The sequence below is a fragment of the Eisenbergiella porci genome (assembly GCF_009696275.1).
GTDB classification, from domain to species: Bacteria; Bacillota; Clostridia; order Lachnospirales; family Lachnospiraceae; genus Eisenbergiella; species Eisenbergiella porci.
The window spans coordinates 47571-64867 of sequence record NZ_VUMI01000013.1 but is presented as its reverse complement, the minus strand read 5'-3'; the positions used below and the strand labels follow the sequence as shown (position 1 = coordinate 64867).

Sequence of the window (17297 nt, the reverse complement as noted above, 5' to 3'; positions counted from 1 at the left end):
AAACTAAGATCAGCGGTTAATCCCGTTTCACTATTGCAGCACAGCCCATTCCGCCGCCAACGCAGAGGGTGGCAAGGCCGGTCTTTGCATCGCGCTTCTGCATTTCATGGAGAAGCGTAACCAGGATACGGCAGCCGGAGCAGCCTACGGGGTGTCCCAGGGCGATTGCGCCGCCATTTACATTCAGCCTGCTCAGATCAAAGCCCAGATCATGTCCCACTGCCACGGACTGGGCGGCAAATGCTTCGTTTGCTTCAATCAGGTCAAAATCCCCGATTTCCATGCCGGTTTTCTTCAGAACCTTTCTGGTGGCGGCAACGGGGCCGATTCCCATAATGGAGGGATCCACGCCTGCCAGTTCTCCGCCGATCCAGGTAGCCATGGGGGTAACGCCCAGCTCCTTTGCTTTTTCCTCGCTCATGACGATGATGGCTGCAGCGCCGTCGTTGATGCCGGAAGCGTTTCCTGCGGTCACAAGTCCGCCGTCTCTTTTGAAGGCCGGTTTTAATTTGGCAAGGCCTTCTGCGGTAACGCCCTTTCTGGGGCCTTCGTCCGTATCAACGATAACGGAACCTTTTTTCGTCTTTACTTCAACGGGCACGATTTCATCCTTAAAACGTCCCTCTTCCATAGCCGCTTCACATTTCTGCTGGCTGTTTGCAGCGAATTCATCCAGCTGCTCACGGGTCAGTCCCCACTGGTCACAGATATTCTCTGCGGTCATGCCCATGTGGTAGCCATGGAAGGCATCGGTAAGGGCGTCCTTGAGAAGCGCATCCTCCAGGGGAGCGTTGCCCATGCGGTAGCCGTAACGGCCCTGCTGTACCAGATAAGGTGCGCGGGACATGTTCTCCGTACCGCCGGCAACGATGATATCAGCGTCGCCGCAGGCAATCAGCTTGGCGGCCAGATTGACACAATGAAGTCCGGAGCCGCACAATACGTTAACTGTGGTTGCAGGAACCTCCACAGGGATACCGGCGTTCACGGCGGCCTGTCTGGCGACGTTCTGCCCCTGTCCCGCCTGGATAACGCAGCCCATATATACCTCGTCAACCATTTCAGGCTTTACTCCTGCCCTGTTCAGGGCCTCCTTAATCACGATGGTGCCCAGGTCAGCTGCGGGTACAGTGGAAAGCGCGCCGCCCATAACGCCGATTGCGGTTCTGCAGCCGCCGGCCAAAACAACTTTTCTGCTCATTATTTCCTCCATTCTGCCAGGTTACGGCAAGTATTTGATATAGATTGATGTAATATCTTCAGCTGCGGGAAATTGAGCCTTCCAAAATCGGGCAGCCGTAAAATGTTTCCTGTCTGGCTCTGAAAAAAACTTCGGAGGCAGACAGGCTCTTCAGGCCTTATTTTACCATGCTGAATGACAAAATACAATAAAACGGAAATTTTCGGTCTTCTATGTCCTTCGCCGTCAAGTGCCGTTCAAAGAAATAATTCAGGATTCTTCTATGGAAAAAGCCCGGTAATCAGAGTAAGATAAGAGTAAAGACACAGTAAAACAGCATGACGGGAACAGGGGGGCTTTTAATGGGGAAAATAAGCCGTAAAAACTGGATTTTAATCTGGATATTGGGGATGACGGGGCAGATCTGCTGGAATATTGAAAATTCCTGGTTCAATACCTTTGTTTATGACAAAATTGCGCCGGAGCCGGCGATTGTGTCCTGGATGGTGGGTGTGAGCGCTGCTGTTTCCACATTCTGCACATTCCTGGTGGGCACATGGGGAGACAGGAAGGGGAAAAGAAAGCCTTTTATCTGCATCGGGTATATTCTCTGGGGAATTTTCACCTTTATTTTCGGGGCTACGGAAATGATACCCAAGAACCCTCTTTTCATTGCGGCCGCATGCGTTGTGCTGGCGGATGCGGTTATGAGCTTTTTTGGCTCCGTGGGAAATGACGGCGGCTTCGGGCCGTGGACGACGGATATTTCCAATGAACATAACCGGGGAAAGCTGGGAGGCGCACTGGCGGTTATGCCCGTGTTCGCCACCATATTCGGCGCGGTGGTTTCCGGGCTTATTATCGATCAGATTGATTTTTTTGCCTTTTTTGGCCTGATGGGCGGCCTGGTGGCTGTGGTGGGCGTCATGGCCCTGTTTACTCTGGAGGATTCGCCCACGCTGCATCCAAAACGGGATGAGAAGGGCTTCTGGCATCAGTTCCTCACCGTGTTCAACTGGGAGACGGTAAGGGGGAATAAAGAGCTGTTCTGGGTTTTTCTGGTGATGACGGTGTATTTTATCGGATTTAATGTTTATTTCCCATACATTACGATTTATTTTGTCAATTATCTGGGATATGACTACGGTATGACCGGGATAATCCAGGGCGTGGGCCTGCTGGCTGCTGCGGTGATGACGATTCCCGCGGCCCGCTCTATTGATAAGGGAAAGGCGCCGCAGGTGATTTTTACGGTGCTTCTGTGCAATACTGCCGGTCTGATACTGGTCAGCCTGTCGCAGAACCTGATAATTTTGCTGGCTGGCGTGTTCGGGGCAGGCATCGGCTACATACTTGTGCTCCAGTCTTTGACGGCCTGGATGAAAAATCTGTATCCGGAGGAGCAGAGAGGCCAGTTTGAGGGAATCAAGCAGATTTTCTTCGTCTGTATCCCCATGATAACAGGCCCTGCCATAGCCACGCAGGTAATCAACCGGATGGGAGTGGAAATGGAGGTCAGCGGCACTATGGGCATGGTTCCTGCGCCAAGCCTGTTTCTGGTATCGGCGCTGCTCACATTGTTTACCCTGATTCCGCTTGCAGCGGCGGGACGCCTGCAGAAAGTGAGACAAAGGGGTTAAGAGCCATGGCAAGGCCGGGCAGAATAAGCCCCGCATCCTGGCCGCCATGGAAGAAAGGGGATTGGATATGGAAAAAGAACTGTTGAAAAAAGGGCCGGTACTGGATGAAAAGGGCCGCCCCATACCGGGCTATTCCAGAAAAAGCATGCTGGTGTATGACAGAAAGGCAATCAAGGCGCCTGCGTGGCGCATTAAAGAATGGGATTTTTATCAGATATCCAATGAAAGGCTGTGCCTGCAGTTTACCATAGGACACGCCGCCTATGCGGGACAGGTAAGCCTGATGCTGTTTGATTTTATCAAAGGGGAAAAGCTTCTGGATCTGAATAAAATCCTGGTGCTGCCCTTCGGCTCTCTCCATATGCCGACGGACGCGGAAAAGGACAATACCCTTTCCTATGAGAAGGGCGGCGTTCTCATGCGTTTCCAGACCAAAAACCAGAAGCGTGTCCTGACCTGCCGCTGGGGAAATGTAGAGGTTAAAATCCGCCTGGAACGGCAGAATCCCAATTCTCTGGTGATTAATCTGCCCTTTGACGAATACGCCCGCGCTTTTTATTATAACCATAAAATCAACTGCATGACGGCGGAAGGCTATGTAAAATACGGGGACAGGGAATGGCGGTTTGACAGAAAAAATTCCTTTGGCATTCTTGACTGGGGCAGAGGCGTGTGGCCCTTCCATAATGAATGGTACTGGAGCAACGGAAGCGGCCGGCTGGACGGAGAGATGTTCGGCTTTAACCTGGGATGCGGCTTTGGCAACACCGATACTGCCAGCGAGAACATGCTTTTTTATAAAGGCGAGGCTCATAAGCTGGGGAAGGTGGACTTCAGGCTGGGAGACAAATATATGGATCCCTGGCATCTGACGGATAGGGAAGGACGTCTTGATCTGACGCTGACTCCCTATTATGACAGAACCACAAGCATAAAGCTGCTCTGGGTAAATAACTGCTGCCATCAGATGTTCGGAAAATTTACAGGAAAGGCGGTGCTTGACGACGGCACATGTCTGGAAGTAAAGGATGTGATATCCTTTGCGGAGCATGCCGTAAATAATTGGTAAAGAGAAGACAGGCAACAGTTCAGCAGGCAGAGGCGCGGCCGTCTGCCGGAAAGGAGTGACTATGGATTGGAGAGAAATACTGAAAACCAATGTGACGCATGCCGGGGAACTGGAAGACATTATGCACCTGCACGGGGAGCATAAGCAGGAGGTGGAGCGGATTTTAGAGCGCTTCCCCATGTCAGTCCCGCGCTATTACCTGTCACTGATTGATTGGAACAATCCGAAGGATCCCATCCGGCGTATGTGCATCCCCTCTCTGGAAGAAAACGACATGACGGGGAAGTTTGATACCAGCGGGGAAGCGGAAAACACCAGACTTCCGGGCCTGCAGCATAAATACGGGGAAACCGCCCTGATCCTGTCCACTCACCGGTGCGCTATGTACTGCCGGCACTGCTTCAGGAAGCGCCTTGTAGGTATCAGCGAGGAGGAGACGGCGGATAATTTTGAGAAAGCGGCAGATTATATCAGGGAGCATAAGGAGATAAGCAATGTGCTTATTTCCGGGGGAGATGCGCTGCTTAACAGCAATGAGGCTCTGGAACACTTCCTGGATGTGCTTTCATCTATGGAGCAGCTGGATTTTCTTCGTATAGGGACGCGTACGCCGGTTACTTAAATACCACCAGGCCAAATATGATGCGGACCGGGGCAGGATTTTTGCCGTGAAACTTGGAGAAAACCAGACATGGCTGCCGGACGGCCTCTGCGGCGCGGGCGAGGTTTGACAACCGGACATGATTGTGATAATCTGAAGTTAATCGGCCGGAGGGCCGGCCAGACTTTTATAAACGTATAAAAGCAGTGAAGAAGAGAGTACATTCAGGGAAGCCTTACAGAGAAGATCCCGCAGGCGGGGAGCGCCGTCTGCAGCTGCGAGGGATCAGGCCAAAGCGGATGGAATATGGCTTCGGAGCAGCGCACCGAACCGCCGGTACAGCCGGGGGCAAGGCTGCGACAGGCGCCGCCTGTTACAGCGGCAGGGTAGAAAAAGCCTGAGTCCATGCCAATGAGCACAGAAGGTAGGCTTTACGTACCCGGAGAGACCGTATCCGCGAGGATAGGGTGAACAGAAGTGGTACCGCGGGTGTAGGCTCGTCTTCTTATTTTTTAACTAAAGCTTAAAAATAAGAGGGCGGGCTTTTATTGACGTGGGGAAAGAAAGGAAAGGAGCATTTTAGAAAATGAGTAAAGGAAAGTATTATATTACTACCGCCATTGCCTATACCTCAGGCAAACCGCACATTGGAAACACCTATGAGGCCGTGCTGGCGGACAGCATTGCCAGATTTAAAAGAAAAGACGGCTACGATGTATTTTTCCAGACAGGAACGGACGAACATGGACAGAAGATCGAGCTGAAGGCCCAGGAAGCCGGTGTGACGCCGCAGGATTATGTGGACGGCGTGGCAGGGGAGGTGAAGGGCCTGTGGGATCTCATGGGAACCTCCTATGATAAATTTATCCGTACCACAGATGAGGATCATGTAAAGCAGGTACAGAAGATTTTCAAACGCCTGTATGATCAGGGGGATATTTACAAAGGACATTACGAAGGCCTTTACTGTACCCCCTGCGAGTCCTTCTGGACCGAATCCCAGCTGGTGGACGGCAAGTGCCCGGACTGCGGCAGAGAAGTAAAGCCCGCCCAGGAAGAGGCCTATTTCTTCAAAATGAGCAAATATGCGGACAGGCTGATTAAGCATATTAACGACCATCCGGAGTTCATTCAGCCCATTTCCCGTAAAAACGAGATGATGAACAACTTCCTTCTTCCGGGCCTGCAGGATCTGTGTGTATCCAGGACCTCCTTCAAATGGGGCATCCCGGTTGATTTTGATGACAGACATGTGGTTTATGTATGGCTGGACGCCCTTACCAACTATATTACCGGCATCGGCTACAATGCGGACGGAGACAGCAGCGAACAGTACAAGAAGTTGTGGCCCGCGGACCTGCATCTGATCGGAAAGGATATTATCCGTTTCCATACTATTTACTGGCCTATTTTCCTCATGGCGCTGGGAGAGCCGCTGCCGAAGCAGGTATTCGGACATCCCTGGCTGCTTCAGGGCGACGGCAAGATGAGCAAGTCCAAGGGAAATGTAATGTATGCGGACGACCTTGTGAACTTCTTCGGCGTGGATGCCGTCCGTTATTTCGTGCTTCATGAAATGCCCTTTGAAAACGACGGCGTTATCAGCTGGGAGCTGATTGTGGAAAGAATCAACTCCGATCTAGCCAACACGCTTGGCAACCTGGTAAACCGTACGATTTCCATGAGCAATAAATATTTCGGCGGCGTGGTGGAGGACAGAGGCGCTGCGGAAGCTGTGGACGAGGATCTCAAGTCCGTGGTGACCGGCACCTATGCAAAGATCTGCGCGAAAATGGAGGAGCTGCGTGTGGCCGACGCCATGACGGAAATTTTCTCCCTGTTCAAACGCTGCAACAAATATATTGATGAAACAGAGCCCTGGGTACTGGCAAAGGATGAAGCAAAGAAGGACCGTCTTGCCACCGTCCTTTACAACCTGGTAGAAAGCATCACCATCGGCGCTTCCCTGCTGGAGCCGTATATGCCCGAAACCTCTGCCAGGATTGCCCAGCAGCTGAACACTGTCCTTCCTTCCTTTGAGGAATGCGCTGTTTTCGGCCATTACCCCAGCGGGAACAAGGTGACGGATCAGCCGGAAATCCTGTTTGCAAGACTGGATGCAAAGGAAGTGGTGGAAAAGGCGGAAGCCATGTTTGCCGCAAGGAAGGCGGAGACAGAAGGCCCTGCTGAGGAAGAAGCCGGGGAAGAACAGCCCGCGGTGATAGATATCGAAAGAAAACCGGAAATCACGTATGATGATTTTGCAAAGCTGCAGTTCCAGGTAGGGGAAATCATCGCCTGCGAGGAAGTGAAGAAGTCCAGGAAGCTTCTCTGCTCCCAGGTACGCATCGGCAGCGAGGTAAAACAGATCGTATCCGGCATCAAGTCCAACTATTCCGCGGAGGAAATGGTTGGTAAGAAGGTTATGGTTCTGGTGAACCTGAAGCCTGCAAAGCTGGCGGGCATCGTATCCGAGGGCATGCTCCTGTGCGCTGAGGACGCGGAAGGGAACCTGGCGCTGGTAGCTCCCGAAAAAGAGATGCCGGCCGGCGCGGAAATCTGCTGAGAAGCAGCAGTATAAGGGAACGTTTTTAGGGGGAGATACGGTAAAGGAGGGTTACGCAATGGAAAAAAAGGAATTTTATTACGACTCCAGAGATGGACTCACAAAGATCCATGCTGTGGAATGGCTGCCCGGGGGCAGGCCGGTATGCATTCTGCAAATTGTCCACGGTATGGCCGAATACATTGACCGTTACCACAGAATGGCCGTTTTCCTGGCGGAAAAAGGCATCCTGGTGGTGGGAAATGATCATCTGGGCCATGGAAAGAGCATATATAATAAGGGGGATGAAAAGCACACCGGCAGCAGCCATCCCTACGGCTATTTCTGCAGCCAGGATCCCGCAACCACGGCGGTTAAGGACGTCCACCGCCTGAAAAAAATGATCCAGGAGGAAAATCCCGGCGTCCCCTATCTGATGCTGGGACACAGCATGGGATCCTTCATCCTCAGGAATTACCTGTGTGCTTACGGCACCGGAATTGACGGCGCAATCATCATGGGAACCGGGATGCAGCCCAGGGCCCTGCTGGGCTTTTCCAAAAAGCTGGTGAAGTTCCTCACCGTTTTCCAGGGAGAAAAGCATAAAAGCGCCCTGGTTAACGCACTGGCCTTCGGCAGCTACAATAAGAAAATTTCCCACCCCGTATCCACCATGGACTGGCTTTCCAGGGATTCCGTGGAGGTTGCAAAATACAATGAGGATCCCCTCTGCGGCTTCACCTTTACCCTTGGGGGCTTTGCCACGCTCTTTGAACTGATTGACCGCCTCCATGACAAAACGCGCCTGGAAAAAATGCCGAAAAACCTGCCCGTACTCTTCATGTCAGGAACGAAAGATCCGGTGGGGGACTATGGAAAAGCTGTGGAAGGCGTATATCGTTCCTTCCGTGAGCTGGGCATGACGAACGTGAATATCAAGCTGTATGAAGACGACAGACACGAGCTGGTAAACGAAAGCGACCGGGAAATGGTGTGGAAGGATATCTATGAATGGGTCAGGCGCACCGCGTCCGCTAAAAATTCATAAACCGCAACCACCGGCAAAAGCCCCGGTAAATAAGAAGGAAGTAATATATTGGAAAGAAACAGAACCAGTCAAAGATTTAAAAATAAAAACCATAAGAAACACGCCCCTGCCATAGGCACAGCCCTGCTGGCCGCCTTACTCCTGACCGCAGCGCCCGCCACGGAAATATCCGCCGGGCAGCTGCAGCCGGGAAATGAGGCGCTTCATACGGAGCCTTCCCAGGATCTGGAATCCATCCTCACCGACGACCAGAAAGCCCTTCTGGAAAAAATGAAAGAAAAGCTGGCCGCAGGAGAACTGGAAACCGACGAGGATATTAACGGCGCAATCACCGAATGCGAAGAAGAACTGCAGATCACACTGACCGATGATCAGAAGGACCAGATCACCGTTCTCATCAAACAGATAAATCAGCTGGGTCTTGATCCTGACGCCATTCTTTCCAAAGCCCAGGAGCTTTATGAAAAATATGGAGATCAGCTGAAAGAAAGCGCCGATGCAGCCATTCAGGAAAACGTGGTGGAACCCGTGAAAGAAGCCGTCGTGGAAGGCGTCAAATCCGCAGTCCGCGACTTCTTCCACGACATGGTTGACAGCATTAAAAGCTTTGTTGCCAGGATGCTGCCCTGATCCTGACAACAAAAGAATAAAAAAAGAGCCTTTGAGTACACTAAACAAAAATAAAAGTATGTTTAGGGGAAAGGAAGGCTTTTTTTATGAGAATCGCTTTTTTCAGCACAAAACCGTATGATCGCATCTGGTTTGAACCGATGGCGAAGGATTACGGATATGAAATATATTTTATTGAACTGCCCTTCAGTGAGGAGACAGTTTTTCTGGCAAAGGGCTATGATGCCGTCTGTATTTTTGTAAATGACCATGTGAATGCGCAGATGATAGACACGCTCCATGAAATGGGGGTAAAGGCGCTGCTTCTGCGCAGCGCGGGATATAACCATGTGGACACCCGGGCTGCGAAAGGAAAAGTAGCGGTACTGCGCGTGCCCAGCTATTCGCCCGAAGCGGTTGCCGAATTTGCCATGGCAATGCTGCTTACCGTCAACCGTTTTACCCACAAAGCCTACGGAAGGACCCGTGAGTTCAACATGAATATCAACGGCCTCATGGGAACCGATCTGTATCATAAAGTAGCGGGAGTCATCGGAACGGGAAAAATCGGCCAGGCAATGATCCGCATTTTCCATGGCTTCCGCATGAACGTGCTCGCCTATGACCCCTACCCCAACTCCAATCTGGACGTACAATACGTCAGCCTGGAGGAGCTCCTTTCCAAAGCAGATTTTCTGTCCCTCCACTGCCCGCTCACCCCGGACACCCACCACATCATCAACGAAAAAACCATATCCATAATGAAAGACGGCGCCTACCTGGTCAACACCTCCCGCGGCGGCCTCATTGACACCCAGGCCCTGATCAACGGCCTCCTGGCCAAAAAATTCGGCGGCGTCGGCCTGGATGTATACGAGGAAGAGGAAGGCCTCTTCTACGAGGACTGCTCCGATGAAATCATCCAGGATGACAACCTGGCAAGGCTCACCACCTTCCCCAACGTCCTCATCACCTCCCACATGGGTTTCTTCACCGTAGAAGCCATGCAGTCCATCGCCCACGAAACCCTGGAAAACGCCTACGCCCTCGAAAACAACCTCACTTTGAAAAATTTGGTGGAGTAGGGGGAGGTGTTTTTTCATGTACCAGTCAGACCGGGCATTTCGATGAACCTTGGAAAAAATTGTTTCAGGAGAGCCTTCAACAATTTTAAGTTTCATCTCCATGGTCTGAAAAGGTACATGAAAAAACACCTGCCCCGCAGACCGCCGCCCTTTCCCAGCCCCAACGCCCGCCCCGGCCTTACGCCACAGGAACCGCTGGCTCTCACAGAGGAAGTGGCCGCGTCCTACTGCACATTTTTTCAGGTAAAAAAGCGGAGAATGCGGAAGGTTTGGGTTTGTTCGGAAATAATAAGAATGATTAATGGCAGACTTTTTAGTTTTTTGGTAATATATATCCTGAAATTTGGTGGAAAACGTATTTCTGGATATCAGGTTTATATTGGAAGCGTTCCTCCCTAGGAGATGGTTTGTGATTTTGGGGCGGCGGGGATGGCGGGTGGGGACCTGAGGGCAGGGGGAGGTTTTTGCCGTACCAGTCAGACCGGATATTTCGATGAACCTTGGCAAAAATTGTTTCAAGAAAGCCTTCAACAATTTTAAGTTTCATCTCCATGGCCTGAAAAGGTACGGCAAAAAACCTCCCCCTGCCCTCAGGTCCCCACCCGCCATCCCCGCCGCCCCAAAATCACAAACCATCTCCTCGGCCAATACCTATTTATATAAATTTTATTTGCACGAAAGCTGGTTGCGTAGTATGATATCTAATGTAGGTGTCTGCGGGCAGTCATTTAGTCCGGGACGATAATAGATACAGGGAGAATTACAAATGGGTAGATTTTTTAACTTGGACAGCCCTCTTATGACTTTTTTGTCAAAGATGGCGGATTTAATGATTCTGAATCTTTTAACGTTGCTCTGCTGTTTACCGATTATTACGGCGGGGGATGCGATGACGGCGCTTTATTATATGACCATTAAGATGGTTAAGAATGAAGAGTGCTACATAGTGAAGGGTTATTTTAAATCCTTTAAGGAGAACTTCAAGCAGGCAACGATTATATGGCTGATTGCCCTTGTGGTAGGGATAATATTTGCTGGGGATTTCATGATACTGAGGAATTCCACCGTATCCTTCGGCAAGGTGATTATGGTGCTGATTACGATTGTGGCGGTGATTTATCTTTTCACGATGATTTACATATTCCCGGTTTTGTCGCGGTTTGAGAACACCGTGAAGAATACCATCAGGAATTCCTTCCTGATGAGCGTTCTGAACCTGCCCAAGACCATCCTGTTAATTATCATCAACCTGATTCCCACAGTGCTTCTTCTGGTTACCTTGCAGGCAATGCCGCTTTTGATACTTTTCGGATTTTCGGTGCCGGCCTATGTGGCAAGCATGTTGTTCGTAAAGATTTTCAAGCGCTTTGAGCCGGAGGAGGAAGAGGAAACCTCCGATGAGCTGGAGACGCTTTCCTTCATCCGTGAGGAAGAGGAAGAAAAGCAGAAGGCCCTCAGAGAATACGCGCAGGCGGGGCAGGATATACAGGCAGAAGAAAATGCGGAGGATGCACCTTCCGCCCAGACAGAAGAAATTACAGAATTGCAGGACAATGAATAATAATAGCATTCGCAACGAAAATGATTTTTGGGGGAATTGGAAGCTATGAAGGATTCGTCCAAGAAATCAGCGCTGTTCCAGTTGTTGGGACTGGCGCTGATTTTCGTTATTCTGTCTGCCTATGTGTTGGGGAGCTTTTATGTCAGGAGCCGCAGCGAGGCCAGGGATTACATAGAGAAAAAGTTTATCTCAGCCGCAGAGGATCGGGGAAATCAGGTGGAGACCAGGCTTTCCGGGCTGGCTGAGACGGCTGCGCCCATCGGGAGCCTTCTGGGGAAGGCGGGGCTGCAGGACCGGGAGGAGAGCGTCCGGCTGCTTGGTGCGCTGGCAGACAATACGGATGCATACCTGGCGGTATATGCCGGGCCGTCGGGGAGTGGCGTGGACAGCCGGGGAAGGGACAGGGAGCTTTCCGGGGAGGCGTATTTTTCCATGCTTGAGGAAACTGCTTTTTTTTACGGGCAGGATGAAGGGACGGATGGGAAAAATGCGCTGATTGCTGCGGTTCCATGCAGGGAAAACGGAAAAACATCGGGTATGCTTTATGTATATCTGGACTCCTGCAGGCTGGAGGAGATGCTGGAGCTTCCGGCTTATGGGGACAAAGCCTTTTATCTGCTGGCGGACGGCGGCGGTACAATTATGGCGCAGGGCGGATATCCGGAGAATTTTGCGGCGGAAGGAAACCTGAAGATGGCAATGGGGAGAGCGGAATTTGACGGGGAGGAATCTCCGGATACCGCTTGGAAGAAAATACAGGGATATAAGGAAGGTACGATTGCTGTGTCAATGGACGGAGCGGGTTATGAACTGTTTTTTTCTCCCATGGGAATTAACGACTGGCGGTTCTATGTGGGGGTGAGAGAAGAATTCCTGGCAAACAGCAGGAATGAATATCTGGCTCCTGTGAGAAAAACCATTGTTGGCATCCTGCTGACAGTAGGACTGTTTTCAGGGCTTCTCCTGATAACAAATTTTATCAATAAGTATTTTTATAATGAGCATAAGAAAGTACTTGAAGAGAAAGCGAGCAAGGATTTGCTCACGAATCTGAGCAATAAGACTGCTACGGAGTATCTGATTAAAGATTATATAGAGACGCATCCGGATTCCCAGGGGCTGTTGTTCGTGCTGGATGTGGACAATTTCAAGAAAATAAATGATACACAGGGCCATGCATTCGGTGATGAAGTTCTGCGAAAGCTGGGAACAAGGCTGCGGGGAGAATGTCGGATAACGGATATCGTGGGACGTACCGGCGGCGATGAATTTATTATTTTTATGAAAGATATTAAGGAAGAGAGCATATTTATTAAAGAGGCGCAGAGGCTTCACAGATTTTTCGGAGACTTCCAGGTGGGGGAATATGTGAAATATTCTCCGGCCGCCAGCATCGGCGCCGCTGTTTATCCGCGGGACGGCAGAACCTTTGAGGAGCTGTATAAGGCTGCCGACAGTGCGCTTTATTCCGTGAAGAGGAATGGCAAGAACGGCGTGGCCTTTTACGAGACAAAGATGAACGTAAAAATGGAATAAAAGTACTGCGAAAAGGAACGAAAGGTGTCGAAAACCGCGTAAGATAGGGATTATGGTCAAAGTGTATAAGATCAGAATGCCGAATTCAGCAAGTTGACAGGCCTAAAAAATTCATTATCCTTTTCTTAGCAAATTTTACAATGTTGCGATAAATCTTTGTGGAATTGTGGTATAGCCAAAAGAAGTCGCTTAAGTTATACTTATTTCAGGCTCAGTTGAAGGGACTCAACTGGAAACATGTAAACAAATAACATAGGGAGGCTAATTAAATGGCAAGTTTATCTTTAAAAAACATCTGCAAAGTATATCCCAACGGTTTTGAAGCAGTTAAAGACTTCAACCTGGAAATCGCTGATAAAGAATTCATCATCTTCGTAGGACCGTCCGGATGTGGTAAGTCTACTACACTTCGTATGATTGCAGGTCTGGAAGATATTTCTTCCGGTGAACTGAAAATCGGTGACAGAGTGGTTAACGATGTAGAGCCTAAGGACAGAGATATCGCGATGGTATTCCAGAACTACGCTCTGTATCCTCATATGTCTGTATATGACAACATGGCTTTCGGACTTAAGTTAAGAAAAGTTCCGAAGGATGAAATTGATAAGATGGTTAAAGAAGCAGCTAAGATCCTTGACCTTACCCCTCTTCTTGACCGTAAACCGAAGGCTCTGTCCGGTGGTCAGAGACAGCGTGTTGCTATGGGACGTGCAATCGTACGTAATCCTAAGGTATTCCTGATGGACGAACCTCTTTCCAACCTGGATGCCAAGCTGCGTGTTCAGATGCGTATTGAGATCGCTAAGCTGCATCAGAGATTAGGTACAACCATCATCTACGTAACACATGACCAGACAGAAGCTATGACACTGGGTACCAGAATCGTAGTTATGAAAGACGGTGTTATTCAGCAGGTTGATACTCCTCAGAATCTGTACGACAAGCCTCAGAACCTGTTCGTAGCAGGATTCATGGGATCTCCTCAGATGAACTTCCTGGATGCTGTTGTTGAAGTAAGCGGCGAAAATGCATCTCTGAAGATTGCTGGAAAATCTATTCCGCTGCCTCCCGCAAAAGCTAAGAAGGTTATTGAAGGCGGTTATGCAGGAAAGACCGTTACATTTGGTATCCGTCCTGAAGACGTATATGATTCCCAGATGTTCATCGAAACAGCTAAATGTACATTTGAATCTACCATTAAGGTTTACGAACTGCTTGGTGCAGAAGTTTACTTATACTTTGACCTTGCTGATTATCCTATCACTGCAAGAGTGGATTCCCGTACAACAGCAAGACCTGGCGATACTGTTAAATTTGCATTCGATGTTGAAAAGATTCATATCTTCGACAAAGAGACAGAGCAGGTTATCACCAACTAATATTAAAATCAGGCGGGGCTATCGAGTTGATAGCCCCGTTTTTTCATGTTTTGGAAGAAAATGAGAGCAGAAGGCGCCGCCAGGGGCAGTGCTCCGGTTTTTTTCCTGAAATCAACGGTATTGTGATTTTATACTTTATTTCAGGCAAACCTAAAAGAAAGGGGTTGTTGCGCTAATAAAGGTGTTTACAACGTTTTTACTTAAAATATGATGTAGGAATGGCCATTTTTCTTGCATATTTTTAAATTTTGCTATATAGTTAATGGTATCAAGGAAAGGACGTGAAGAGAGATGATTTCCAATCAAGTAATACAGAACAGCATTGATGAATTACGTGCAATAACCAAGGTTGACCTGGGCGTGTTCGACGTGGAAGGCCTGAAAGTTGCAGCAACGGTAGACGAGATTGATATTTCCAGGGATATTATTGAAAATTTCGCTTCTTCACCGGCAGACAGCCAGGTAGTAGGTGGACGGCACCTTCTGAAAATCCTGGATGATGGGGAACCGGCTTATATTCTTGTAGCCCAGGGTCCCAGTGACGACGTTTACATGGTAGGCAAAATTGCCGTAAGCTCTATTCAGAATCTTATCATAGCATACAAAGAACGTTTTGACCGTAATAACTTTTTCCAGAATCTGCTTTTGGACAACCTGCTTCTTGTGGATATTTACAATCGTGCCCAGAAGCTTCATATTGAAGTGGAATGTCCCAGAATCGTATATCTGATTGAGACGAAAATTGAAAAAGACAACAGCGCGATGGAAATGCTGAAGAGTCTTTTCTCAAGCCAGAATGGTGATTATATCACTGCGGTGGATGAAAGAAATATTATTCTCATCAAAGCTCTGGAAAAAGAAGATGACGTGGAAACCATCGAGAAGACGGCAGACATGATTGTTGATATGATGAACAGCGAAGCCATGATGAACGTGCGCGTAGCTTACGGTACGGTTGTGGGAGAGCTGAGAGAGGTATCCAAGTCCTACAAGGAAGCCACGATGGCTATGGACGTAGGAAAGATCTTCTATGCGGAGAAGAGTGTAATCTCCTATGCGAAGCTGGGTATCGGCCGTCTGATCTATCAGCTGCCCGTTAATCTGTGTAAGATTTTTATTGAAGAAATCTTTGGCGACAATGTACCTTATGATATGGATGAGGAAACTCTTACCACTATCAACAAGTTCTTTGAGAATAACCTGAATGTATCTGAAACCTCCAGACAGCTGTTTATCCACAGGAATACACTGGTTTACAGAATTGAAAAGCTCCAGAAGAGCACAGGGCTGGATATCAGGGTATTCGATGATGCGCTTACCTTCAAGATTGCATTGATGGTGGTAAACTATATGAAATATCTGGAGAGCATTGATTATTGATGAGCCAGTAATGTCCAAGGCAGCGGGAACCGCAGGCTTCTGAATGGAATTTTGTATGCCGCTGTGATTTAGGACAGTTATTAAATGAGATGGAACCGGGAAAGCATGTGCACACCAGTGCATACTAAAAATGCCTTCCCGGTTTTTTTGCACCGTATTTTCGGGCAATTTCCAGAATCCTTCAGTAAAAGCAGATTCCAGTCATATCCCGGTCAACCTCCGAATACAATAGAGACTATAAAGGAGGGACAAGGTGTTGTATTATAACAAGCAAATTATATACATAGACTATATGGAAGCAGGCAGTAAGGTAAAAAATGCGGGTTTTCTGAGAAAAGAAGAGACAGAAGATACTATCACCTGGAACATGCAGATAAAGGGCCTGTATGAGACAGACACGGGTTTTTTTGATTTGAGGGACGAGACGGGTGCTTTGATTGATAAGGTACTGCTGAAAAGAGGGACAGGATCTTATGAAAGACAGTTTACAGCCGGCGGGGTGAGCCGCGGCGGACGGGAATTCGGAGAGATCTGCGGAATAACAATACGCCTTTCTCCGGGCAGGGAAGTGATTGGCAGATGGAAGGGCAGAGAAGAGTGCCTGAAGGCAGCGGATATTTCAGTGGCGGAGGAGAAGAGAAGGAAATATGCTCCCCCGCTGGCAGGTATGGCGCAATATGAAAGGCTGCAGGAGGAGGCGCCCAATGTGATGCCGGAAATTGACCTGCCCCAGGCAGAGCAGCGAACGCGCGGGATAAGCTTTTCTGAAATGCCGGAAGCAGTTACGTACCAGGCTGAGCCGCGAACGCAGGGGTTAAGCTTCACTGAGATGCAGAAAGCGGCTTTACATCCGGCAGACCAGCCGGAGATTTTGCAGTACCAGAATCCTTTAACGGAGAAACAAAAGAATACTGAATCAGCGGAGGAACGGAGCGGGTTCCAGATTAATAGGGATGCTGTGGATTCCGTAATGGAGAACGGTTCCATTTCCGCGGAAAAGCTGTGCAGGCGGTGCATGCACAAAAGGTTTACACCACAGGAAAAAAAACGGGAACCGGAATCAAAAAAAGCGGCGACGACAGCAGAAGGTGGAGACCTCAGGGAAGGTGGAATTCAAAAAGAAGGGATGCCCGGCAAGGGAGGGATATCCGGCAAAGAAGGGATGACCAGCAAGGAAGGGATGCCCGGCAAAGAAGGAATGTCCCGCAGCGAAGGCGGAGTATCAGGAGGCGGCGTCCCTAAAGAAAGTGGGGCAGTAAAGGGAAAACGTATTGCAAAAGAAAGTGGGGATGACCTGATGCAGGAGGAATTTTTTGAGGATAAATGGGAGCAGCTGCGTCATATGTATCCCACGGTCCACCCTTTTGCGGATGAAAGGCAGTATCTGTCCATTACGCCGAGGGACTTTGTGATTCTGGGCAGTGAGTACCAGAAGATGGTGCGCAATAGCTTTCTGCTTCATGGCTATTATAATTACAGGCATATTATTTTGGGAAAATTTAATGTGGGAGGAGTGGAGAAATTTTATCTCGGAGTGCCGGGAGTCTATTATGACAGGGAAAAGATGGCGGCGGAGATGTTTGGATTTGAAGCCTTTGAAGGCAAACAGACGCCTGCGGAGCCGGGCAGCTTCGGCTATTATATGAAGAGTGTACGTATCTGAA

At 49.2% G+C, this 17297-nt stretch carries 13 protein-coding genes; 12 read left to right on the top strand and 1 reads right to left on the bottom strand.

Translation table 11 applies throughout. The annotated features are described in order from the left end of the window. Nucleotides 1–16: 16 nt before the first annotated feature. Nucleotides 17–1201, bottom strand: a complete 1185-nt coding sequence (locus tag FYJ45_RS09895) for an acetyl-CoA C-acetyltransferase (RefSeq protein WP_025487803.1) — start codon at nt 1199–1201, stop codon at nt 17–19. Nucleotides 1202–1542: 341 nt separating this feature from the next. On the opposite strand from FYJ45_RS09895, the gene FYJ45_RS09890 reads away from it, so the two are divergent. The 12 genes from FYJ45_RS09890 to FYJ45_RS09835 all read left to right on the top strand — a co-directional run bounded on the left by FYJ45_RS09890 (nt 1543) and on the right by FYJ45_RS09835 (nt 17296). Then, nucleotides 1543–2820 (top strand): MFS transporter, encoded by a 1278-nt coding sequence (locus FYJ45_RS09890; protein WP_154464466.1) that lies wholly within the window; start codon nt 1543–1545, stop codon nt 2818–2820. 67 nt (nt 2821–2887) lie between these two features. Beyond that, complete coding sequence (locus FYJ45_RS09885; RefSeq protein WP_154464465.1) at nt 2888–3889, top strand: DUF2804 domain-containing protein; 1002 nt, start codon at nt 2888–2890, stop codon at nt 3887–3889. Nucleotides 3890–3950: 61 nt separating this feature from the next. Next, nucleotides 3951–4511, top strand: a complete 561-nt coding sequence (locus FYJ45_RS09880; protein ID WP_154464464.1) for a KamA family radical SAM protein — start codon at nt 3951–3953, stop codon at nt 4509–4511. Nucleotides 4512–5076: 565 nt separating this feature from the next. After that, on the top strand, nt 5077–7056 hold the full coding sequence (gene metG, locus FYJ45_RS09875; RefSeq protein ID WP_154464463.1) for a methionine--tRNA ligase: 1980 nt from the start codon (nt 5077–5079) through the stop codon (nt 7054–7056). 58 nt (nt 7057–7114) lie between these two features. Then, nucleotides 7115–8083, top strand: a complete 969-nt coding sequence (locus FYJ45_RS09870; protein WP_154464462.1) for an alpha/beta fold hydrolase — start codon at nt 7115–7117, stop codon at nt 8081–8083. Between the two features lie 48 nt (nt 8084–8131). Then, nucleotides 8132–8713 (top strand): DUF1002 domain-containing protein, encoded by a 582-nt coding sequence (locus FYJ45_RS09865; protein ID WP_154464461.1) that lies wholly within the window; start codon nt 8132–8134, stop codon nt 8711–8713. Between the two features lie 86 nt (nt 8714–8799). Beyond that, nucleotides 8800–9777, top strand: coding sequence for a 2-hydroxyacid dehydrogenase (locus tag FYJ45_RS09860; RefSeq protein WP_021639290.1), 978 nt, complete (start codon nt 8800–8802; stop codon nt 9775–9777). Between the two features lie 766 nt (nt 9778–10543). Continuing rightward, entirely contained in the window at nt 10544–11338 is a 795-nt protein-coding gene (locus tag FYJ45_RS09855) for a YesL family protein (RefSeq protein ID WP_154464460.1), read from the top strand. Between the two features lie 45 nt (nt 11339–11383). Beyond that, nucleotides 11384–12874: a sensor domain-containing diguanylate cyclase gene (locus FYJ45_RS09850; RefSeq protein WP_154464459.1), complete on the top strand. Its 1491-nt coding sequence runs from the start codon at nt 11384–11386 to the stop codon at nt 12872–12874. Nucleotides 12875–13143: 269 nt separating this feature from the next. Then, nucleotides 13144–14253, top strand: a complete 1110-nt coding sequence (locus tag FYJ45_RS09845) for an ABC transporter ATP-binding protein (protein WP_021636591.1) — start codon at nt 13144–13146, stop codon at nt 14251–14253. Nucleotides 14254–14544: 291 nt separating this feature from the next. After that, entirely contained in the window at nt 14545–15633 is a 1089-nt protein-coding gene (locus FYJ45_RS09840) for a PucR family transcriptional regulator (protein WP_021636590.1), read from the top strand. Nucleotides 15634–15886: 253 nt separating this feature from the next. After that, on the top strand, nt 15887–17296 hold the full coding sequence (locus FYJ45_RS09835) for a hypothetical protein (protein ID WP_154464458.1): 1410 nt from the start codon (nt 15887–15889) through the stop codon (nt 17294–17296). Nucleotide 17297 lies beyond the last annotated feature (1 nt).